Annotated in this window: 25 protein-coding genes; 14 read left to right on the forward strand and 11 right to left on the reverse strand. The window is 30.5% G+C overall.

Going from position 1 to position 20596, the window contains the following annotated elements:
* The first annotated feature begins 46 nt into the window (after window positions 1–46).
* On the forward strand, window positions 47–937 hold the full coding sequence (locus B6F84_RS09485) for a BadF/BadG/BcrA/BcrD ATPase family protein (protein ID WP_148692014.1): 891 nt from the start codon (window positions 47–49) through the stop codon (window positions 935–937).
* Here the strand turns inward: B6F84_RS09485 and B6F84_RS09490 are convergent.
* On the reverse strand, window positions 921–2351 hold the full coding sequence (locus B6F84_RS09490; RefSeq protein ID WP_148692015.1) for a gamma-glutamyltransferase family protein: 1431 nt from the start codon (window positions 2349–2351) through the stop codon (window positions 921–923). The two genes, B6F84_RS09485 and B6F84_RS09490, sit on opposite strands and share 17 nt — an antisense overlap.
* Before the next feature lie 39 nt (window positions 2352–2390).
* On the opposite strand from B6F84_RS09490, the gene B6F84_RS09495 reads away from it, so the two are divergent.
* The 3 genes from B6F84_RS09495 to B6F84_RS09505 are packed head-to-tail and all read left to right on the forward strand — an operon-like array spanning window position 2391 to window position 5284.
* The gene (locus B6F84_RS09495; RefSeq protein WP_148692016.1) at window positions 2391–2750 is read left to right on the forward strand and encodes a hypothetical protein; all 360 of its coding nucleotides are present in this window, start codon (window positions 2391–2393) and stop codon (window positions 2748–2750) included.
* Window positions 2740–2985, forward strand: coding sequence for a MazG nucleotide pyrophosphohydrolase domain-containing protein (locus B6F84_RS09500; protein WP_148692017.1), 246 nt, complete (start codon window positions 2740–2742; stop codon window positions 2983–2985). The genes B6F84_RS09495 and B6F84_RS09500 overlap by 11 nt, the downstream gene beginning before the upstream one ends.
* 4 nt (window positions 2986–2989) lie before the next feature.
* Entirely contained in the window at window positions 2990–5284 is a 2295-nt protein-coding gene (locus tag B6F84_RS09505; RefSeq protein WP_148692018.1) for a tRNA(Met) cytidine acetyltransferase TmcA, read from the forward strand.
* Between the two features lie 27 nt (window positions 5285–5311).
* Here B6F84_RS09505 and B6F84_RS09510 read toward each other — a convergent pair whose 3' ends face one another.
* The gene (locus B6F84_RS09510; protein ID WP_148692019.1) at window positions 5312–6073 is read right to left on the reverse strand and encodes a cytochrome C oxidase assembly protein; all 762 of its coding nucleotides are present in this window, start codon (window positions 6071–6073) and stop codon (window positions 5312–5314) included.
* Between the two features lie 330 nt (window positions 6074–6403).
* Between B6F84_RS09510 and B6F84_RS09515 the strand changes: the two genes are divergently transcribed.
* Entirely contained in the window at window positions 6404–6739 is a 336-nt protein-coding gene (locus B6F84_RS09515) for a hypothetical protein (protein WP_236748939.1), read from the forward strand.
* A gap of 163 nt (window positions 6740–6902) precedes the next feature.
* Entirely contained in the window at window positions 6903–8315 is a 1413-nt protein-coding gene (locus B6F84_RS09520; RefSeq protein ID WP_148692888.1) for an APC family permease, read from the forward strand.
* Here B6F84_RS09520 and B6F84_RS09525 read toward each other — a convergent pair whose 3' ends face one another.
* The 3 genes from B6F84_RS09525 to tldD are packed head-to-tail and all read right to left on the reverse strand — an operon-like array spanning window position 8316 to window position 11344.
* On the reverse strand, window positions 8316–8708 hold the full coding sequence (locus B6F84_RS09525; protein ID WP_148692020.1) for a universal stress protein: 393 nt from the start codon (window positions 8706–8708) through the stop codon (window positions 8316–8318).
* Between the two features lie 58 nt (window positions 8709–8766).
* Window positions 8767–10014 carry a TldD/PmbA family protein gene (locus tag B6F84_RS09530; RefSeq protein WP_148692021.1) on the reverse strand — a complete coding sequence of 416 codons (1248 nt, stop codon included), beginning with the start codon at window positions 10012–10014 and terminating at the stop codon, window positions 8767–8769.
* Entirely contained in the window at window positions 10007–11344 is a 1338-nt protein-coding gene (tldD, locus tag B6F84_RS09535) for a zinc metalloprotease TldD (protein WP_148692022.1), read from the reverse strand. The genes B6F84_RS09530 and tldD overlap by 8 nt, the downstream gene beginning before the upstream one ends.
* 33 nt (window positions 11345–11377) lie before the next feature.
* On the opposite strand from tldD, the gene B6F84_RS09540 reads away from it, so the two are divergent.
* From B6F84_RS09540 to cyoE, 4 genes are all read left to right on the forward strand, one after another.
* Window positions 11378–11773 carry a CopG family ribbon-helix-helix protein gene (locus B6F84_RS09540; RefSeq protein ID WP_148692023.1) on the forward strand — a complete coding sequence of 132 codons (396 nt, stop codon included), beginning with the start codon at window positions 11378–11380 and terminating at the stop codon, window positions 11771–11773.
* Window positions 11770–12432: a B3/B4 domain-containing protein gene (locus B6F84_RS09545; RefSeq protein ID WP_148692024.1), complete on the forward strand. Its 663-nt coding sequence runs from the start codon at window positions 11770–11772 to the stop codon at window positions 12430–12432. Before B6F84_RS09540 ends, B6F84_RS09545 begins: the two co-directional genes overlap by 4 nt.
* Window positions 12429–13364 (forward strand): homoserine dehydrogenase, encoded by a 936-nt coding sequence (locus tag B6F84_RS09550; protein ID WP_148692025.1) that lies wholly within the window; start codon window positions 12429–12431, stop codon window positions 13362–13364. The genes B6F84_RS09545 and B6F84_RS09550 overlap by 4 nt, the downstream gene beginning before the upstream one ends.
* Before the next feature lie 83 nt (window positions 13365–13447).
* Complete coding sequence (gene cyoE, locus B6F84_RS09555; RefSeq protein WP_148692026.1) at window positions 13448–14305, forward strand: heme o synthase; 858 nt, start codon at window positions 13448–13450, stop codon at window positions 14303–14305.
* Here the strand turns inward: cyoE and B6F84_RS09560 are convergent.
* Entirely contained in the window at window positions 14302–14922 is a 621-nt protein-coding gene (locus B6F84_RS09560) for a hypothetical protein (protein WP_148692027.1), read from the reverse strand. The two genes, cyoE and B6F84_RS09560, sit on opposite strands and share 4 nt — an antisense overlap.
* A gap of 64 nt (window positions 14923–14986) precedes the next feature.
* Between B6F84_RS09560 and B6F84_RS09565 the strand changes: the two genes are divergently transcribed.
* Window positions 14987–15760 carry an enoyl-CoA hydratase/isomerase family protein gene (locus B6F84_RS09565; RefSeq protein ID WP_148692028.1) on the forward strand — a complete coding sequence of 258 codons (774 nt, stop codon included), beginning with the start codon at window positions 14987–14989 and terminating at the stop codon, window positions 15758–15760.
* A gap of 42 nt (window positions 15761–15802) precedes the next feature.
* Here B6F84_RS09565 and amrS read toward each other — a convergent pair whose 3' ends face one another.
* A complete protein-coding gene (gene amrS, locus B6F84_RS09570; protein ID WP_148692029.1) occupies window positions 15803–16858 on the reverse strand; it encodes an AmmeMemoRadiSam system radical SAM enzyme in 1056 nt (351 codons plus the stop codon).
* Window positions 16859–16877: 19 nt separating this feature from the next.
* Between amrS and B6F84_RS09575 the strand changes: the two genes are divergently transcribed.
* Window positions 16878–17327, forward strand: a complete 450-nt coding sequence (locus tag B6F84_RS09575) for a DUF309 domain-containing protein (protein WP_236748940.1) — start codon at window positions 16878–16880, stop codon at window positions 17325–17327.
* On the opposite strand, the gene B6F84_RS09580 is transcribed toward B6F84_RS09575, so the two are convergent.
* Entirely contained in the window at window positions 17256–17741 is a 486-nt protein-coding gene (locus tag B6F84_RS09580) for an adenosine-specific kinase (protein ID WP_148692030.1), read from the reverse strand. The two genes, B6F84_RS09575 and B6F84_RS09580, sit on opposite strands and share 72 nt — an antisense overlap.
* 30 nt (window positions 17742–17771) lie before the next feature.
* Window positions 17772–18152, reverse strand: coding sequence for a prealbumin-like fold domain-containing protein (locus B6F84_RS09585; RefSeq protein WP_148692031.1), 381 nt, complete (start codon window positions 18150–18152; stop codon window positions 17772–17774).
* Between the two features lie 44 nt (window positions 18153–18196).
* Between B6F84_RS09585 and B6F84_RS09590 the strand changes: the two genes are divergently transcribed.
* Entirely contained in the window at window positions 18197–18742 is a 546-nt protein-coding gene (locus B6F84_RS09590) for a hypothetical protein (protein ID WP_148692032.1), read from the forward strand.
* 17 nt (window positions 18743–18759) lie between these two features.
* On the opposite strand, the gene B6F84_RS09595 is transcribed toward B6F84_RS09590, so the two are convergent.
* A complete protein-coding gene (locus tag B6F84_RS09595) occupies window positions 18760–18951 on the reverse strand; it encodes a hypothetical protein (RefSeq protein WP_148692033.1) in 192 nt (63 codons plus the stop codon).
* A 39-nt stretch (window positions 18952–18990) separates the two neighbouring features.
* On the opposite strand from B6F84_RS09595, the gene B6F84_RS09600 reads away from it, so the two are divergent.
* Window positions 18991–19539, forward strand: a complete 549-nt coding sequence (locus tag B6F84_RS09600; protein ID WP_148692034.1) for a cupin domain-containing protein — start codon at window positions 18991–18993, stop codon at window positions 19537–19539.
* Window positions 19540–19559: 20 nt separating this feature from the next.
* Here the strand turns inward: B6F84_RS09600 and B6F84_RS09605 are convergent, their stop codons facing one another.
* Window positions 19560–20519: a 3-hydroxyacyl-CoA dehydrogenase family protein gene (locus tag B6F84_RS09605; RefSeq protein ID WP_148692035.1), complete on the reverse strand. Its 960-nt coding sequence runs from the start codon at window positions 20517–20519 to the stop codon at window positions 19560–19562.
* Between the last annotated feature and the right edge of the window lie 77 nt (window positions 20520–20596).

Consider the following 20596-nt stretch of genomic DNA (forward strand, 5'->3'; position numbering starts at 1 on the left):
CTTTCATAAAAATTTATTTGGTACTTTTTAAAAAGTATATATTATCATGATTCTTGTAGGAGTAGATGCAGGAGGAACTTCTACGGCAGCTATAGCATATTCTTGTGATGGAAAATACATAGGTGAAGGAGAAGCAGGACCAGGCAATTTTCATAATATAGGAATAGAAAAAACTGTAAATAATATAAGGGAAGCAATACAGTCAGCAACTCATAATATTAAACCTGATGTAGCATGTATAGGTTTAGCTGGATTAGATTCTAAGCATGACTATAAAATTTTGTTTAATGCATTGAAAGATATTGCAGAAAATACAATAATAGAGCATGATTCATTTATTTCACTATATGCAGAGACTAGAGGAAGGCCCGGCGTAATAGTAATTTCAGGTACTGGAAGCGTGGTTATGGGATTTGATGGAAAGAATAGAATTAGAGTAGGAGGAGCAGGATGGTTATTATCAGATGAGGGATCAGCTTATTGGATAGGAAGAAAAGCATTAAGATTACTTGTAAAAATGCTAGATGGAAGAGAAGAAAAATCATTATTAGCAGAACTTATTCTTGCAAATATAAAAGCAAGGGATTTAGATGATATAATAAGATGGAGTTATCACGAAGGACATAAAATTGACGAAATAGCATCTTTAGCAAAAGTAGTAAATGAGGCAGCAATTAAAGGCGATAATAAAGCAAAACAAATAATGATTGAAGCAGCAAAGCAATTAGCTGAGGATGCTATCTATGTTTCTAAACGAGTAGGTATATCACAAGTATATGTAAGCGGAGGGATGTTCGAATCTGAATTTTTCTCTTCAAATTTTCAGTCATTATTGAAAGAAAAAGGAATAGAAACTCTTAAGAAGAAAAAATCACCTGAATATGGCGCATTACTAATAGCTTTTGATTATGCCAATTGCGTTAACGTACCGGAATAACAACGCCTTCACTTCTAGGATCGGCTACTCCAATAATTTTTCCGTTTTTATTCTTTATAGCTTGAACAATTCCTACGTTTCTCGAATAATAGTCTTCTTGTGTTGCGGGAATACCTAGTCTCTTTTCAGCAATTACTTTATTTCCTAAGTACATAAATCTAGGAGCATTTACTGCTTCATCTATTTCCATCATATAATCAGAGTAATATTCAAAAACTTCAGCATGAATTTGTGGTCTTAAATCTCCACCTGCACAACCTATTATTAAACTCTCTTTATCTCTTTTCTCCGCATATAGTATAGAAAGCGTATGTAATGGCCTTTTTCTTCCCTCTGGTTTGTTATTTCCTTCTGAGAATCCATATCCTCTATTATTGAATACTATGTCATCTATAATTATTCCCGAACCAAAAGGATAAAATAAGCTTTGAACTAATCCCACATCGTTTTCACCATCTGAAACTGCAAAAAATGTAGTGTCTCCGTTGTTAAGTGATAATTGAACTCCTTCATCTATCATTCTTTTTGCTAAATATTCCTCATCTAACAAGTAATCCGGAATTTTGTAAAATCTTGGATCAGCAACGTAATTATTTCTATCTTCGTAAGCTATTGTAGAAATTTTTATATGATTATTTACTCTTTTAATATCGTTATAAGGCATTGAGTTAATTTTTGATATTTCTACCATTTTCAAGATCTGTAAAGTAGTTATACCTTGAGTATTTGGAGGAAATTCATGAACAACAAAATCTTTGTAATTAATTTTTATTAGATTAACTTTCTCTCCATGAAATTCAGAAAAGTCTGACTGCTCTACAGGGACATTAAACTTGTGTAATCCTTCTACTAATTCTTCTGATATCTTTCCTTCATAAAAGCTTCTTGGATCTCTTGCAATCTCTTTAAGTATTCTGCCCAGTTTAGGAAACTTTATAAAATCTCCAAATCTTTTATTGCCAAAAACAGAATACCATTCATTATTTAGCTTTACTGTATTTAAAATTGCATGATGAAGAGACTTCCCTACATAAAATCCATTAATAGCTAATGAAATTGCTGGATAAAGTAATTCTTCATAAGGTAGAGTAGTATATTCTTCTAGAAAATACCATAAATCTACTAGCCCCGGAATTACTACAGAATTAGGATCTCTTTCACCTATTTTTTCTGCCTTAAGATTCTTAGGAGACCAACCAGAAGAATTATACGCTATAATCCCTTCTGGAGTTCTAGCTAATAGAAAGCCATCTCCTCCTAATCCGCTTGTATGAGGGATTACTACAGATAATGCAGCACTAACTGCTATGGCAGCGTCAAAAGCATTTCCTCCTTTTTCTAGTATTTCTGCACCTATATGAGAAGCTATATAGTTTTCAGACGTAACTATTTTTTTGCCTGTTGCTGTAGGCATACATATTTTTATTTTTAAGTTATAATTAAGTATATAGTCTTGAACATTCCAGAAGATATTAAGAATGCATTAAACGAGAATTCATGTATATTATGTTGTGACGAATTTGTTATATGTAAAACTACAGAATTACCTAAAAAATATGATGCAAAAACTGATTTAGAAGTTGATAGAGAAAAGGGCCAAGTATTACTTAGAAATATAATAAATGATGATCCTAATAATCCATTATATATTGAATATTTTATTAATAGAAAATTTGTCGATAAGATCAGTAAAGAGATGAAAATAGATATAATATTTGTAGATAATAGCTGGAACGAAAGAGCTAAATATACAGTAAAATTGATGAAAGATGATATATCAATAATAAGGAGGGAGATAGGACTTGGAACTTAAAGAATTGCAAGATAAAATGAGGCAAATGTACTTAGAGCAAGATACTAAGAGAGGATTATTCCCAACTTTCACGTGGTTTGTAGAAGAAGTGGGCGAATTAGCAGAAGCTTTATTATCAAACGAAGATAAAAATATTCAAGAAGAATTAGCAGACGTTATAGCTTGGGCTATATCAATAGCAAACATGAAAAATATAGATGTAGAAGAAGCTTTAAGGAAAAAATATAATTTGTAGGTAAATGGAAAAACAGGAATTTTACGCTCAGCTAAAAAATGCGCTCATTGATGGAATGAATAGATATTACAGAAATTTAGTTTATATAGAAAAAGAGGATTATATTAGCGATTTAATAGATACTATTAAAACATACTTACAAGTTAATAGTTCTCCTAGTATATTATATGCGTTCCATCCTTGGGTTAAACACGCAAAAGATAGAAGAGATGAAATTAAGAAAATTCTTTCAGATAAAAACTTTGAAGATATAGATTATTCGTCATCAGAAAATTATCTTGGTAATACTTATGATTTAGTTATTCTTGATTTAGTAGATAATTTCCAGCCTAATTACATTGGTAGATTAGTAGACTTAGCAAGAGGTGGCGGATTAATAATATTATATACCAATGATTTAGTGACTAATAAGATATTTAGAAATTCAATAATAAGAAATGGTAAAATATCTAATATATATGAAAATCGATTTAAAAGAAAATTACATGATCATCAAGGAATATTTATAGTAGAACAAGATACTTATACTGCAAATATATTTAGTGGCAATGTAAAAAAACCAGAAAAAATAATTCCCAATAGAATACTAATGCCAAAAGAACTCCATGAATTAACTATCAGCCAAGATCAAATTAAAGCACTAGATGGAATAAAATATATAATAAGAGGAGGAAAAAGAATAGTAGCAATTACAGCACCCAGAGGAAGAGGCAAAAGCGCAGTAACCGGCCTAGGATTAGCAGGAATAATAAAAGAAAATTTAGAAGATAATTTTGATAGTGATATTGTAGTTACAGCTCCTTCAATAGCTTCTTCGTCTCAAATAATGGAATTTGCAAAAAAAGGATTGGAGGCACTAGACATAGAATTTGATGAGGAAAAATCAGACCTAGGTTTTACCAGGAGTATAGAAGGCAAAAAATTTAGGATAATCTATAAACCACCCGACGCTGCAGTAGAAAGTAAAGGAAATTTAATTGTTGTAGATGAGGCAGCAGCAATAGGCATGAATTTTTTGATTCATACTCTTAGAAAGTGGAGAAAAATAATTTTAGTTACAACAACTCATGGATATGAAGGTACTGGAAAGACATTTTTAAGATATTTAAATGAATTAATCAAAGAAAAGAAAATTCCAGTAAATTGGATCACTATGGAAAAGCCTTTGCGTTATGCTGAAGGAGATCCAATAGAATCTTGGCTTTATGATGCTTTAGTATTAAACGCTGATATAACTCCCCTACCTAAAGATATAAAAATAGCTGAATATGAAACTCAAGATAAAGAATCATTATTTAACCAAGATGAAAAATTATCGCAGGTATATGGAATTTTGGTAACAGCACATTATAGAAATAATCCAGATGACTTGATGATTATGGCAGATGGAGTTCATCATACAATAAAGACAATTTCAACATGTGAAGGAAAATATTACATTGCTGTAGCTCAAGTTTCAGAAGAAGGAGAATTAAGCGATAGTTTAATTGATACTGCTTTGAGAGGAGGTACTTTTGATGGGGATTTGATTCCAGATAGAATATTAAAGCATGGACGAATAAGAGATTTTGGAAAACTAAAAGGCTGGAGAATAGTTAGAATTGCTGTAACTCCAGAATTTCAAGGGAAAGGATTTGGGAGTAAACTACTGCAATTAATAAGTGAAAATTCTAATGTAGATTGGATAGGCTCTTCATTTATGGGAGATCCAAAAGTCTTGAATTTTTGGATAAAAAATGGTTTCATTCCTGTTCATGTTTCACCTAGAAAAAATGAGAAATTTGGAGACTTTCCAGTAATAGTCATCAAACCTATATCAGAAAAAGCAAAGGAAATACTAAGCATAATATCATTCATTTTCAAAGAGAGATTGTTACAAACTTTACATGACATATACTTTAATATGAGTCCACAATTAGCTAGATTACTATTAAAAGGAAATCCTTCTGTTAAGGAATTTAAAATCAATAAAATATATTTAGCTAAAGCATTAGCATTCCTTCAAGGCTCAAGTCCATATGAAGCTTCAGCAGATGCAATACATCTACTTACGTTAAAATATTTCTGGAGTACTGATAAATTATTGGATCCAGAAGAAGAAATAATACTTATAGGAAAAGTGCTACAAGGAAAACCTTGGGGAGTTATATCTTCTGAATCTGGTATTAATAGAACAACTATGTCTGAATTTATATACTCAGCAATAGCTAAGATTATAAAGAAATATTATAACTTAGATGCAGATACACAACTTAATATAACACTTGATACTTTAGATGATGAATTCACAACACGATGATATTATGATATGATGCACCTCGACTGATTAGACAGATGCAATTATTAGTGCAGTTACTACCAGAAGAGAAAACAATTGATGTAAACCTACAGATATGCCTGGTTTGCTGGCATTTCTATTAGATGAATCATAAACCCATAAACCTACTATTGCTTCAATTATGGTTAAACCTAAAGCTAAATAAAGCCTTTCTATAGCTAATGCAATAATAAATATAGCTGCTAAAGCTCCATGAATAAGCCAAGCGTATTGTATTTTATTTTTAGGTCTAGTTACATTTCCTATTTGGAATTTCATTTTTCGAAGTCCAGTTACTACCCCACCCATAAATATAACAAAATATAGGAAATGAGGTGGTAAAACTGCATAAAGGAAGAAGCTTATAATATTAAAGTTAAATCCTTTTAAAAATATTACTAAGTAAACTGCGAATACACTATATGCAGCAATATCATGCAATCCTTGAAAATATGATGGTAGTTTGCCAGCTAATACGTATAAAGTGGCCATCCCTAATAATGCAGTAGCTACAACTCCCAGGAATCCTGCTAATGTAATTATAGAGAATCTTAAAATTAAGAAAGCTAATGATATTAATCCTACTATAGTAGCGCTAATTCTATGTATAGCTTCTGGATCTTTTTTAGCTGCTGTTTGTAATATATCTCTGGTATAAGGCCAATTAGTACCTAGGGATAAACCATAGCCGTATCCCTCTACTATTCCACCTAACACTATTGTTATACCTGCAAAAATTGCTCCGATTAAACTAATTTGACTTAATAACATATGCTATTCATTATCATAATGTATAATAAAAAATTTGTTAATAGTTTCTTATCATATGGACTTTCGGTTAAATTTCAAATAAATAGTTATTTTTTGATATAATCATTTCTATAAACTAAGAATATTTCTATAAAACTAATAAAAAGAATAACTTATCTATATAAGCTGACTTCTCCCAGTACTGATTCTCCTTATTTTAGGTTTACATTCCATCTTAGGATCTAGACCTACTCCATCTTTGCTGTTTAAAAAGATTAGAGTCATTTATCTTAGCCAAGCTCACACTTTATGTAATAATAGCTTATTTTCTTTAGCTTCTCTTTAAACTTGATGAGCATAATAAACAAATTATGGATGGTAATAGATTTACAGCTACCGCTAGTTAAGAGTGATATGAATACATTTTTACTACAAGATGGAGAGATAACTCAAGACGACCTAAATAATTTTAATAATGCTGAAAAAATCATAAGGCAGGCTTATCAAATATCTGATAGTAATGAAAGCAAAGCTAAAGATCTTATTAAAGACGCTTTACAAATTTTAGATAATATAAAACCTAAAAAACCATTTCCGCCAGAAATGAGAATTAGATTTGAAGAATTAAAGGCTTCACTTAAAGATATACTATCTGAAAATGTTTCTCAATCTGCAGTTCAGAAATAACAATATATCAAAAATCTTTTGTTAACCTTAAGTAACTTTTTTATCTCCCTATAAGCCAAGTTAATATTTTTTATATATTCTTCCCTTTAAGTTTTGCTGAAACTTATGTAAAAAAGTAAGGGAAACTTTATAATAGCTTATGACCGAAAAGCTTAAAGGGAGTATGAAACTCAGTAAATCTTCCATTTCATTAAAAGAAACTTATGGCCAAGCAATGGCTGTTACAGCACCATTAGGTAGTGTAGTCTCTACTACTACAGCAGCAATAGCTTTTGTAGGATATTCTGTAGTTTTCACTACAATTTTGGCTTTACTTGGTAGTGCATTATGGATATATACTCTAACAAGGTATACTTCTAAAGTTGCATCAGCCGGAGGATATTATACTTTTGGATATAGTGCATGGAAAAATAGAACTGTATCTTTTTATGAGGCAGTACTTGAAGCCTTAGCTTATTCTTTTCTTAACGCTGTAAACGCAATCGCAATATACCTTTTGTTAAGTGTCGCGTTAAGTATGTATGGAATATCTTTATCCCCAATTTATGAAGGAATTATAATAGCATTTGGAATATTATATCCTTCCCTAATTTCTTTAACTCATATTAAATTTGTTTTAGGAAAAATAGTAAGTATAAGTGCAACAGCAGAAGCTATCCTACTTATAGCTCTTTTTGGAATTTCATTGACTAGAGGATTTCATGCAAATTACGTTATGCCTTCATCAAATATTCCAATGACTGATTTAGCTGCAGCTTTTGTATTATCAATGGTAAGTATTTCTGGAGCAGGAGCTTCTACATATTTAGGAGAAGAGACTAAGAAGCCATTTGAGAATATCAGTAAAGGCATGTGGCTAGCTCTTTTAATAGGAGGATTAGCAATGACATTAGGTACTTATGCTTTAGTAGCATTATGGAGTGGCTCGCTTAATTCATTATCTAATTCACCTCAACCTTTGATTACAGAAATGTACAATTTTGGATTTATTCCATTAATAATTGCTTTAATTTTATCAGTTAATAGTTTATTATCTTCTAATATAGGAACAACATTAGGTTCTGCAAGAATTCTATTTAACTTGGCTAGAGAAAAATCAGCTCCTTCAATATTTTCCAAAGTAAATAAATCAAATGAACCTATAATAGCTACGTTAATGATTGGATCTATAACTGCTATAGTTACTATAGCTGCTATACTATCTGTTGGAATTACTACAGCATTCGCGGATATTAGCTTAATAAGTGGAATTGTATGGTTATCTGGAAGAATAATTGATGGAGCTGGAGTTCCATTCCTCTATTATAGAATAGGTCAACTCAGAGTTTTAGAAGTAATAATTCCATTAGTAGCTACAGGGATAAACCTATGGGGAGTTATTGAATCATTAGCAGTTCCAGACATGTTTACTACTTCTTTAATTGCAGTAATTGCAGTACTATCAGTAGTATGGTATTTTCTTAAAGGAAGAAAAGGAAAGCCTGGTAGTTTAGTAGTTGACGAGAATAACGAAATAGTTACTATTGACGAATACTTACAAAAATTAAAGAATAAAAGGGAAAAAGCTATTACTTAATTATTTTACTACTAGAACTGGAAAATTTGCTTTATTAACTAATGCTGAAGATACACTTCCCATTATAGCTTTTTTTAATCCTGTCAAACCTCTACTACCAGTTATAGCTAGGTCGCATTGAATTTGTTTACAATAATCTATTATAGCATCTGCTACGTCATTGCTTTCTAATACTTTTGTTTTTATATTAAATCCTGCTGTTTCGGAAGTTATGCTATTTAATAATTCTTTGGCTTTTTCTTCATTTTCAATTATAATTTGCTCTGGACTTTTAGGAGCTTCTTTAACAACTGTTACTATGTGAATTTCATCTTCTTTCTTTAGAAATCTTAAAGCAAAAAACACTGCCTTTTTAGAATAATCTGAACCATCATATGCTAATATTACTTTCATAAAGAAAACTATTAATAAACAATATTTAAACTTTGTGAAAATCCTTATTAAAAATTTTTTAAACTATTGATACATTTAATATTTCTAAATTACCAGTTATTATATTTCCTTGTATTTCCCTCTTTTTAGTTGAAGCCACAATATTCTTTAATAAGTCCTTTAATGTAGATGTAATAACTATTTCTCTAAGAGAGATTTTTTTACCTCCTTTAATAATCCAACTAAAAGAACCTACTACACTAAATTCTCCAGTATCGAAATTACTAGTATGAACACCTTGAACCTCGTCTATGTATATTTTATTTTCGTCATCTAGGTTATCATATTCCTCTTTGTATGATATAGAAATATTGCTTGGATATATTATTGGAGTAGTAGCATAGCTCCTTGAAGCCGAGGCAGTATTTTCTCTTTTAGTCTTATTAGCCCAATAAGTATTACTAAGAAATGTCTTAATTTCCCCATCTATTATAGTATTTACCTTGGACTGTTGGCCTTCTGCGTCAAAAGATCTACTATAGATAGATTCCTTAATCGTAGGATCATCTATAATCTTAAGCTTATCATTTATGCTTTCTCCTTCTTTAAATGGAGTTCTTCCTCTATAATAATTTTCAGTGGATATAGCATATCTCAAAAGCGGAAATATTAAGCTATAAGTAGCCTTTGGAGTTAAGATAACAGATTTTGGTTTAAAGTCCAATTTGTTTTTTTCTTTGGTTATCATTACTTTGTCAACTAATTTTTCTTTAAGTTGTTGAATATCTGTTTTAGGATTTCTAAAACTCATATACTCGTAAATTTCTGGACCTACATATCCTGCCTCTTTATAGTTTCCTGATGCTGAAACACTTATACCAGATCTTTTTTCATACACGTCTAATCCTTCAGTGTTTATTATGCCAATTTTACTAATCCATGTTGTGGAATTTAAATTTATTACATTTATTTTCTCCTTTTTTATATCTTCTAATTCTTTTATTTTTTCTTTAGCTACTTCTATTAAATCAAAATCATAATACAAATTGATATAATTTGGTTTATTGTATGGAGGTATTTTATTTGCGTCATCACTTTGTGAAACTTTTAACGATTCTATTGCGTTTTCTAAGATTGAATCACTAAGCTTCGTAGAATATGCGAAACCTACTTTACCATCCTTAAATACGCGTAAGCCATATCCTTCTTCATTTAAATATCTAGAATATGTTTGATCTCCTTCTTCTATTGAATATTCTTCTCTATTTATGTAAATTAATTCTGCCGAATATCCTAGATCTTTTGCTTTCTCTATTATATTATACATTTCCTCCCACCTTCATTTTAACTCTAATATACGCACCGCCTGTCCCAACTGGAACAGATTGGCCTCCCTTACCACAAAAACCTGGCCATACATCAAATTCTTTAGATACTGCTTCTATTTTACTTAACGTTTCTATAGTATATCCAGATATCCCAACATTTCTTAATGGTTCACCTATTTCTCCATTATGTATAATATAACCTTCTTGTATACCAAATTGAAAAGTTCCATCTGGGCTTGTTTGCCCACCTAAAGGAGAAACAAGAAGATAACCGTCTTTTACTTCTTTTATCATTTCTTCTACATTATAATCTCCAGACAGCATATATGTGTTTCTCATTCTTACTAAAATTGGGCTTCTAAAATCTTCAGCCCTAGCATTCCCTGTAGGTTTTTCTCCAAGGTAAGTAGAATAATATCTATCAACTAAAAATTCAGAAACTGCTCCTTTGTCTATAATTTTTACATCTCTTCCTTCTACTCCTTCATCATCGTATGGAGTTACTCCTATAGCTCTATTATAATCGATAAATGGTGAGTCGTAAATGCTTACAAAGTCAGGAGCTATCTTTTTTCCTCTTAACCTATTTAAAATTCCATTTATTGCTAAATCTGCTTCAGCTAAATGTCCTACAGCTTCATGAGAAAAAACACCAACCACGTCAGGTGCTAAAACTACTTCTGATTCTCCTCCCTTGGGTATTTTTCCTTTAAGTTGATTTTTTAATCTTTTTTCAATAATTTCTATCATCTCATTTTCATCAAAAATTTCTAATGGATAACCTTTGAAAGTCGACGCTCCGTGATAAGCTGAAGCTACGATATCTCCTTCTTTTGATACTGCTGATATAGCTATTCCATTTATGATATAGTCTTGTAAGATCTCTCTTTCTTCAGTACTATAATATTCTTTATGAATACTGCTCAAAAAATATCTGACATTAACAGATTTTACTGAAGTATTTTGTAATATTCTGTTTTTTATTCTATCCAAATCTTTAACTATTTCCTCAATGGATTTGTTAACTTCTTTTTGCTGTTTAATTTTTACTTCATCTTTTTTAGATGGCAAGTAAGTTATGTTTACTTTTCCATTACCATAGGCTGAATCTACGGCTTTTTTGACATCTGAATCATTTAAATTGCTAGTACTAACGTATCCCCAATTACCGTCATAAAGTACTCTTAAAGAATATCCTATATCACTACCATTAGTTGAAATGTAAACTCCTTGCTCAGTATCTGAAATAGAAATCTCTTTTACTTCATAATATCTTAAATCTGCAAACATTGATCCTAATTTTTCTGCTTTTAACAATAGTTCATGCATTACTAATATAAAACCTCAATATAATTTTTAAACATGAGTGCTGAAAAGATAAGCGTTTCAATCCCTAGAGATTTACTAGAACAGCTCGAAAAATTCATGAAGAAATCTTCAGTAATGGATAGATCTAAGATTTTTCAAATAGCATTAAGAAATTTTTTAGATGAGAACTTATCTGAAGATAAAGAAGTAACAGGGATAATAAATATAATTTATAATGAAGATTCTACTGGAGATATAACAAAAGTACAGCATGAAAAATTAATTTCAATAATTTCAACATTACATATACATTTAAATGAAAAAGAATGCATGGAAGCTATAGCAGTAAAAGGAAAAAAGAAAGAACTCATTGATTTAGCTTTAATATTATCTCAAATAAGAGGAGTTAAAAAGGTTAAACTATTAACATATAATGAAAACGAAAAATGAATATACGCATATGTCAAAAGTGTAAAGATCTTGGAATATTCGTATCTCACACTGAAGTTTTAGGTGTAACTAATTCAAAAGGAAAATCAGAAGACGAATTAAAAAAAGTAGAGGACTTGTATTCTAACGAAGAATCAGAAGAATTAAAAAACAATCCTATAGTTAGAGCATACAGGGATTTTTATTGGAAAATAGGAATAGATCCAACAAAGATAAGGCCAGCAGGAGAAGCTTTAAGAAGAAGAATAACTAGGACTGGAAAGTTACCTAGGATAAACGATATAGTAGATCTAGGGAATGTAGTAAGCTCAAACACATTAGTCCCAATTGGAATCTACGACCTTTCAAAAGTAAAAGGAGAGCCTTCCATAATTTTAAGTAGGGGAGGAGAAGAATTTTATCCAATAGGAAAAGATAAACCAGAAATTCTAGAAAAAGGAATACCGATAATGGTTGATTCTGAAAAAGTAATGCATATATATCCACATAGAGATTCAAAAATAACTAGTGTAACAGAAAATACAAAAGATATTCTAATAGTATCTGCAGGAGTAAAAGGAGTTCCAGAAACACTAATTTTAGAAGCATCCAAAAGTGTAGCATGTCTAATTCAAAAATATTTAGGTGGAAGAATTACACATGAAGTGATCATATCTTGAAAATACTACTGTTAGGATTCGGAAACGTAGGAAAAGCATTTAGAAAACTAGTTAATGAAAAAGATAGAGCAAAAGAGTTACAAAATGTAAAGATAATAGGTATAGTAAATTCTAAAGGATTAATGATAGGTGATAATGAGAATTTTAAAGTAGATAAGAAAATTGATTTGCTTCAAGCAATAGACGAAGTACAACCAGATGTTATTGTAGATATGCTACCTGCAAATTATAATAATGGCGAACCATCATTATCTTTATACTTAAACGCACTTCATAAAGGCATTCATGTTATTACTACAAATAAAGCACCACTCGCTTTGAAATATTCAGAAATAATGAAAGAAGCAGAAAAACATAACGCTAAAGTCTTGTTCCAAGGTACAGTAATGAGCGGAACACCTTCTGTAAATCTGTATAAAGTAATGCCTGGCCAAAGAGTTTTTAGAATAAAAGGAATACTAAATGGAACAACTAATTATATTCTTACTAAGATGTATGAAGGATTAGACTACAACTCAGCATTAAAGGAAGCACAAGATAAAGGTTACGCTGAAAGAGATCCAGAATTAGACATAAACGGTTTTGATGCAGCAGGCAAAATAAGTATATTAACCAACGTATATTTTGGCAAAAATATAACTATTCACGATGTAAAATTTGAAGGAATAAAAAATATAAATAATGAATTAATAAATAAAACTAGAGAAAAAGGGACTAAAATAAAATTAATAGCTTACTCAGATGGAAAGGAAACTTATGTAAAGCCTTTGGAGATAGATAAAAACGATCCACTTTATAATGTTAATGGCGTTTTAAATGCCTTAGAAATTGAGAGCGATATACAAAATACAACCATAATAGGCCCTGGAGCAGGCCCAATTAATGCAGCATATGGTGCTTTATCGGATCTAATACTTTTAATTAGAACGTGATAATTTTTCTTAAAAAGACTAAATACATATCATTCAAACTAAAATTTTTATTTATAAAATCAAAAACTTAAGTCTGATAAAGAATGGCAGTTTCGCCTAGAATTAGACTTATCTATTATGCTAAATTAAGTAAACCAAGAATTATATGGCTGTTAGATTTAGCAGCTTTAGCTGGAGCCTTCTTAACTGGCAAGATACTTCTAATAAATTTAATAGCAGTTCTTATAGGAGGTACTCTAGCTTCTGGAGGTTCAATGATAGTAAACGAAGGGGTAGAAATTGATAGAGATAAGGTAATGAAAAGGACTTCAAAAAGACCTACAGTTATGGGATATGTAAGTAAGAAAGAAGCAATAATAGTAGGAAGTACCTTATTAGGTATTGGTAGCTTGATAGGTTTAATAGCAAATCCCCTTACTGCTTTATTTATTCTTTTAGGAGGTTTAATTTATATTTTTGTATATACTATTTGGTTAAAACCCAGATCACCTTTAAATATAGTAATAGGTGGATTTGCTGGTAGTGCAGCAGCATGGGCTGGTTATGCAGCTATGACAAATAATTTTACTCTAGCATCACTTCTTTTAGGCTTATTAATATTCATGTGGACGCCAGGTCATTTCTGGTCTTTAGCGTTAAAATTTAAGGAAGATTATAGTAAGGCAGGAATACCTATGTTACCAGTATTATTACCAGAGAAATCTGCTGCAAAATATATTGCTATATCAAATATATTAATGATACCATTTGCGCTTATATTATATCTTTACGTAGGAATGATTTATCTAGTCATTGCTAGTATATTTTCTGCAATTTTACTATTGTTCTCCTTTAAATTGCTTAAAAATCCTACTGGAGAAGAAGCGTGGAGATCATTTAAAATATCTGCTCCATATTTAGCTATACTACTAATAGCATTAATAATAATAAAAATAGTTTAAGTTGTCGAATTAGCTAACTTTGTATTCTTATTGTTGTTTATTATTATTTCAATTATAACGTCACCACATTTCTTTTTTAAAATCATTTTATCTTGTGATACAGAAACCCTTAGGTTTGAGCATTTGTCTAACTCAATAAAACGAAGTTTAGCATAGTATGGAGATCTTCTCAATTTAGTCTTTAAAGCTCTGCTAAATAGCTTCTTAAATAATAAATTAGGATCTATAACTTGATCTTCATCAAGTAACGAACTAGATGTGTAAGAGGCTGGTATGTTTAAAGTAACTTCAATGTAATGATCTTCTGGGCTTAATTCATAATGGTCATTAATCTCTACTGTATAATTTTCATATTTCTTTGAGATTAAGAAAGATGTTGCAAACGGAATAAGTAAAGAGTAAACTACTGTAACATACATGAAAAGAAAATTCCTAAAATAAAGAAAGATGGATATGGCAGAAGACGCTATAAAGACTGGTGTCGAGATTAATAAATATGGTAATGAATCAAAGAAATCTTTTGTAGCTCTTGTAACTATAGCACTATCTGCTATTCCTCCTGCTATTGGTATTATAGAAAATATTGTATATGATAATAATTTCTTATTAAGTTTCATACTCATATCTATGCAAAACAAAAATTAAAGTATTATTTTTATATATCTATTTAAAGAGATAACCATGGAAAACATTTCTGTTAAAAAAGAAAATAAAATTGGATGGATAATATTAAACAGACCAGATAAATTAAACGCACTAAGCTTAGCAATGTTAACTGAAATAGAGGAGGCTATAAAACAATTTGAAGTAGATAACGAAGTTAATCTGGTAATATTCACAGGAAATGGAAAAGCTTTCTCAGCAGGAGCAGACATATCACAATTTAAGGAATTAAACTCCATTTCAGCAATAAACTTTGCCAGAAAAGGAAGAAAAGTAATGGATTACATTGAAAGCCTAATGAAACCTACTATTGCAATGATTAATGGATATGCATTAGGTGGAGGACTAGAATTAGCACTAGCTTGTGATTTTAGAATATCTGCTGAAGAAGCACAATTAGGATTACCTGAAATAAATCTTGGAATATACCCAGGTTTTGGAGGAACACAAAGGTTAGTAAGATTAATAGGAAAAGCCAAAGCAATGGAAATGATGATGACAGGAGATAGAATAAGCAGTAAAGAAGCTGAAAGAATAGGATTAGTAAATAAAGTTGTACCATTGTCAAACTTAGAAGAAGAGACTCTAAAGTTTGCAAATAAATTACTCGAAAAATCTCCAATTTCTCTAGCTATATTAAAGTCTGTAATACTATATGGAAATGATTCACCTATATTAGATGGACTAAATATGGAAAGCTTAGGCTGGGGAGTAGCATTTTCAACTCAAGATCAAAAAGAAGGAGTATCAGCTTTCTTAGAAAAAAGAAAACCAAATTTCAAAGGAGTATAAAGGGTTTTTCCATTATATACAAAATAAATGGAATATTGATTTTTATATGAATACTGGCTCAAATCTATCATCAAAGGCTTTTTTAGATAGTTTTCCTAATATAGGTAATTTATATCCACAATATTTACATCTCATATCTTCAGTTAGATTCCAATCTGTTATTCTAAAACCATACCTGCCTATTACCAAATTACCACAGTTAGGACAATAAGTACTTTCATAAGGATGACCTGGAACATTACCTATATACGCGAATCTAAATCCTATCTCTTTAGCTAATCTATAATGCTTCTCTAAAGTTTCAACAGGAGTATTAGGAATATAGTCTAATTTATAGTCAGGATGAAATCTTAGAAAATGAATAGGAACATCTGGTCCTAACTCGTCATACAATTTACTTAGTAAACTCTTTGCAGCTTCTAAATTATCTCCAATTTGAGGGATTATCAAATCGGTAATTTCTACATGAACTCCATTTTTATTAAGTTCTCGTATAGTGTCTATAATTGGTTCTGGTCCTGATGCTCCAGTATATCTTTTCATAAATTTAGCTTCTCCATTTCCTTTAAAGTCAATAGTTACAGCATCTAAAAAGTCTTTAGAATATTCAACTAGTTCTTCAGTCCAGTAGCCATTACTCACCATTGTGTTAAAAAGTCCATATTTCCTAGCGATAACACCAGTATCATGAGCAAATTCAGCAAATATAGCAGGCTCATTATAAGTATATGTAATTCCGTCTACGTCATATCCTCTTGCCATTTCAACTATATCTTCTGGTGAAATTTCATATCCTTCGTTCTTCCTTCTTTGGCTTATATCATAGTTTTGGCAATACATGCACATCCAATTACATCCAAAAGTAGAAAACGAGAAAACTTTAGATCCAGGATAGAAATGAACTAATGGTTTTTTCTCTATGGGATCAATATGTGCTGCAGCTATTTTTCCATATACGTCAAGATATAATTTGCCATTATGTACTGATCTTACTCCACAAAATCCTATTTGGCCTTCTCCAATTAAACATCTTCTAGCGCATGCTAGGCACTGGACTCTATTTTCTGATATTCTATAAAGTACTGCTTCTTTACTCATATGTTTAAAGTATTAGATTTTGGAAATAAAAGTTATGAGATATTTACTTATTTATCCTCCTAATGTTGACACAAGTATCCTTGATAATATAAAAATTGTAGATATCAGAAAATGTAAATTTACAGAGATAGATATCCAAGATGATCCAGAAAAGGTAATAAAAAAATTAGGTAAGCCATTAGAGATTGTTAATACTTCAGAAATAAAGGGAAATTTTGCTTCATTGTTTTCCGATTGTAGGTTTTGGGAAGCGCATGAAGTCTTAGAAGAAAAATGGAAGATAAATAATAACGAAATGGAAAGGAAGTATTTGCAAGCACTTATTCTTATCTGTGCTTCTATGATAAAATATTTGAAAGGACAAAAAGAGATTTCTGACAAATTACTTAATCAAGCGTTATCTCTTATATCCGAACTTCCTGAGGATGTCCTTCCTTTCTTTTATGTCAGATTCTGTCTCAACTCCTAAAGGCGTAAATCCGTCTACTACACCTATGACTCCTCTACCTTGATCAGTTTCAGCCACTAAAATCTGTAATGGATTTGCTGTAGCAGCATATATTCCAACAACTTCTTCTACATTTTTTATTCTATTTAAAACATTTATGGGATATGCGTTTTTTATATATACTATAAACGTATGTCCAGCAGAGATTTTCTTTAAATTCTCTATTGCTAAATTTATTAATTCTTGATCATTACCATCATATCTTATTAATCTCTTCCCGCTTGCTTCTGAAAAAGCAAAGCCGAATTTTATTGTTGGGGATGAAGAAGCTAAAGTTTCGTACAAATCTTCTACAGTTTTAATAAAATGAGAATGACCTACTATTACGTTTGTACCTTCTGGAATATCTATTTTAACTACATCTATTTTTATCATATGATTAACTTTGTTCTATGCCTAAAAAATTTAAGAATATAAATATGCATAGTTTATAGATATTTCTTTAGATGAGTCTAGATTAATACTGTAAGAATAATGTAAATCAGTAACTTCTACCTTATATTCTCCAGCAGGTAAATGAAATACTGCAACTCCTTGAGCATTAGTGAAATTCTCAGTAATAAATCCAGAACTATTATATATTTGAACTACTGCATCGCTTAATGGAGCTGTACCACCAAAAGGTCCATAATTCATGATAACTTTGACTTCTAAGGTTTCTGTAGATCCAGATGTAGGTATATTAGAGACTGAAACAGTCGTTTTGTAACTAGATGCTATAAAAACTCCTATTCCAGTTAATAGTAAAATTACAACACCTACAATTAACAATACCTTCTTATTCATATGCAAGACTATTAATATACTTAGTATTTAAATTGATCCGAAATATGATAGATAAAATCATTGATGGACTTAAATACTCTCTCAAGAATGAAAGGAGTATTCTAAGAAGATATCTAATTTTAGGGTCTTTTGATGGATTATTACTAGCTGTAAGTATAGTAACTTCTGCTTTAATAACGCATTTAAATACTAAAACTACTGACTTAACAGTAATAAGTGGACTATTATCAATTTCAATTTCATCAATACTAAATTCAGCAATAGCAGAAATTAAGGAGAGAGAGATAGAATTTGAGTATTTAGAAAAGCAAATGATGAAAAGCTTAAAAGGAACAATCTATGACTATGGAATGAAAATTACTGTAATACTTTCTGCTATATCTCATGGGTTATCTCCATTTTTAGGTATTGCTATTCTTTTAGCATATGATTATACTAAAAATCTAATCATAATTCTATTATCCTCTTCATTAATTCTATTTTTGCTAGGCATATTATATGAAGGAGATATAAAAGAAAAAATAAAGACTAGCATTTTTATTGTATTATCTGGATTAATAGTAGCATTTATAGTATATTTGATAAGTTAAAAAAGAGGTACCTTAAATTACCACCACCAACCTGAAGTACTCCAGCATCCATATCTTTCAGTCATTTCTATGCAAGCCTTTTTATCGCCAGAAACGCATCTTTCACATAATTTTCCGTAATCGTCTACTGTATCCTTATCGCAAACTAACTTTCCGCATATCATTACACAGACGTCGTCTCCTTGTTGTACATAACATTTATCATTCATTGTAGTAACCTTTTTATACTATTTAAACAATTTAAATATATGGAGAAAGTTTTAGAAAGAGAAGATAAGCAGGAAGAACTAACTAAAAACATTAAGGAATTAGTAAAAGAAATAGAAAAGGAAGATGATTTGAAAGTAGTCACTTTCATGGAATTTACACCACCACCAAAACAAGTAAAACCTAAAGTTATTAAATTTAATACGGCATTACAGCTATTAAGATTAATAGCAAAAGAAGGAAAAATACAGAAAGGAGTAGCAAAAATAATGTTTTACTCTCCAAGTACTGATAGATCTAGAGGATTAACACCATCAATGATGGCTGGATTACAATACGTAGAGCCAGGAGTAGCTACAGAACCACATTCTCACAATATGGCCTCAATATATTTAGTAGTAAAAGGAAAAGGATATTCAATAATAGACAAAGAAAAGTATTATTGGGAAGAAGGAGACATTTTCGTAGTACCTGCAAATGCAGTACACTCTCATGTGAATACTGGAAATGAAGAAGTAGTACTATTTGATGTTACTGATTCTGGCTTGTTAGAAAATCTTGGCATATTAGAGTTTAAAGAAGAAAAATAGAATAAAATCAATTTTATTTCTTATTTATTATTTTCCTTATCTCCCCAAACTATCTTATAGATCTTAAACAACTTTTCATCTCTCCATTTAGATAACTCTTGGAATGATTTACCTTTTATTGCTGAATATTCTTTCATTTGCTGTACAGCTTTAACTACTCCAGTATATGGAAACTTATCATATTTTGCTAAAGTATTCATCCATTCGTTAGCTCCATATCCAAAGCCTCTGCTGAAGAAATACTCTAAACCACCTTCTCCTCCACCTAAATGATACGTTAAGAAAGGTCCCATGAATGCCCATCTTAGACCTATAGCTGCCGTCATGACTTTATCTATATCTTCAACTGATGCTATTCCTTCGTCTACTAAATATACTGCTTCTCTAAACAATGCAAAAGCTAATCTATTTCCTAGAAATCCTGGTACTTCTTTCTTTAAAACTACAACGACTCTATCTAAAGCTTCCATGAATTCTTTTGTAGTATCTAATACTTCTTTACTTGTCTTCTCTCCTGGAACTATTTCTACTAATGGTAGTAAATGAGGTGGATTCCATGGATGTACGATTACTCCTCTCTCTGGATATCTTTTCATTGCTTTTTGTATCTCTGTCATTAATAATCCAGAGGTACTACTTCCCAGAATAACGTTTTTATCTAATTTATTATCTAAATATCCGAATAATTTCTTTTTAGCATCATAATCTTCTATTATGGCTTCGATTACAAAATCTGGATTCTGAGTTGCCTCGTCAAGATCGGTTGTAGTTTTAATATTTTTTAAATAATATTCTGGCGATTCAGTTACTAAATTAGTATTTTTCATTATTTCTAAGTAAGATTTTATTTTACTTATTCCTTTATCTAAGGTTTCTTTTTTATCTGTATACAAGTATACTTGATATCCCTTTGTCGCTAATAGTGTAGCCCAACCAGAGCCTATTAACCCAGCTCCTATTACTGAAACGTTTTTGATCATATGGTATAAGCTGTATAAGTAATATAAGTATATTTCTACTCGATTATTCAGTATTTAAGCTTAAAACACAGAGTACA

Origin of the sequence: Acidianus manzaensis, assembly GCF_002116695.1 — an archaeon.
In the GTDB taxonomy this organism is placed as follows: domain Archaea; phylum Thermoproteota; class Thermoprotei_A; order Sulfolobales; family Sulfolobaceae; genus Acidianus; species Acidianus manzaensis.

What these genes read in the sequence shown, in the direction of transcription:
- B6F84_RS09565 (WP_148692028.1), top strand. Translation starts at nt 14,987, where the DNA reads ATGGAAAACATTTCTGTTAAAAAAGAAAATAAAATTGGATGGATAATA.
- B6F84_RS09605 (WP_148692035.1), bottom strand. Translation starts at nt 20,519, where the DNA reads ATGATCAAAAACGTTTCAGTAATAGGAGCTGGGTTAATAGGCTCTGGT.
- B6F84_RS09595 (WP_148692033.1), bottom strand. Translation starts at nt 18,951, where the DNA reads ATGAATGATAAATGTTATGTACAACAAGGAGACGACGTCTGTGTAATG.
- B6F84_RS09540 (WP_148692023.1), top strand. Translation starts at nt 11,378, where the DNA reads ATGAGTGCTGAAAAGATAAGCGTTTCAATCCCTAGAGATTTACTAGAA.
- B6F84_RS09600 (WP_148692034.1), top strand. Translation starts at nt 18,991, where the DNA reads ATGGAGAAAGTTTTAGAAAGAGAAGATAAGCAGGAAGAACTAACTAAA.
- tldD (WP_148692022.1), bottom strand. Translation starts at nt 11,344, where the DNA reads ATGCATGAACTATTGTTAAAAGCAGAAAAATTAGGATCAATGTTTGCA.
- B6F84_RS09560 (WP_148692027.1), bottom strand. Translation starts at nt 14,922, where the DNA reads ATGAAACTTAATAAGAAATTATTATCATATACAATATTTTCTATAATA.
- B6F84_RS09510 (WP_148692019.1), bottom strand. Translation starts at nt 6,073, where the DNA reads ATGTTATTAAGTCAAATTAGTTTAATCGGAGCAATTTTTGCAGGTATA.
- B6F84_RS09585 (WP_148692031.1), bottom strand. Translation starts at nt 18,152, where the DNA reads ATGAATAAGAAGGTATTGTTAATTGTAGGTGTTGTAATTTTACTATTA.
- B6F84_RS09490 (WP_148692015.1), bottom strand. Translation starts at nt 2,351, where the DNA reads ATGCCTACAGCAACAGGCAAAAAAATAGTTACGTCTGAAAACTATATA.
- B6F84_RS09520 (WP_148692888.1), top strand. Translation starts at nt 6,903, where the DNA reads ATGAAACTCAGTAAATCTTCCATTTCATTAAAAGAAACTTATGGCCAA.
- amrS (WP_148692029.1), bottom strand. Translation starts at nt 16,858, where the DNA reads ATGAGTAAAGAAGCAGTACTTTATAGAATATCAGAAAATAGAGTCCAG.
- B6F84_RS09530 (WP_148692021.1), bottom strand. Translation starts at nt 10,014, where the DNA reads ATGTATAATATAATAGAGAAAGCAAAAGATCTAGGATATTCGGCAGAA.
- B6F84_RS09505 (WP_148692018.1), top strand. Translation starts at nt 2,990, where the DNA reads ATGGAAAAACAGGAATTTTACGCTCAGCTAAAAAATGCGCTCATTGAT.
- B6F84_RS09545 (WP_148692024.1), top strand. Translation starts at nt 11,770, where the DNA reads ATGAATATACGCATATGTCAAAAGTGTAAAGATCTTGGAATATTCGTA.
- B6F84_RS09590 (WP_148692032.1), top strand. Translation starts at nt 18,197, where the DNA reads ATGATAGATAAAATCATTGATGGACTTAAATACTCTCTCAAGAATGAA.
- B6F84_RS09580 (WP_148692030.1), bottom strand. Translation starts at nt 17,741, where the DNA reads ATGATAAAAATAGATGTAGTTAAAATAGATATTCCAGAAGGTACAAAC.
- B6F84_RS09515 (WP_236748939.1), top strand. Translation starts at nt 6,404, where the DNA reads ATGAGCATAATAAACAAATTATGGATGGTAATAGATTTACAGCTACCG.
- B6F84_RS09485 (WP_148692014.1), top strand. Translation starts at nt 47, where the DNA reads ATGATTCTTGTAGGAGTAGATGCAGGAGGAACTTCTACGGCAGCTATA.
- cyoE (WP_148692026.1), top strand. Translation starts at nt 13,448, where the DNA reads ATGGCAGTTTCGCCTAGAATTAGACTTATCTATTATGCTAAATTAAGT.
- B6F84_RS09525 (WP_148692020.1), bottom strand. Translation starts at nt 8,708, where the DNA reads ATGAAAGTAATATTAGCATATGATGGTTCAGATTATTCTAAAAAGGCA.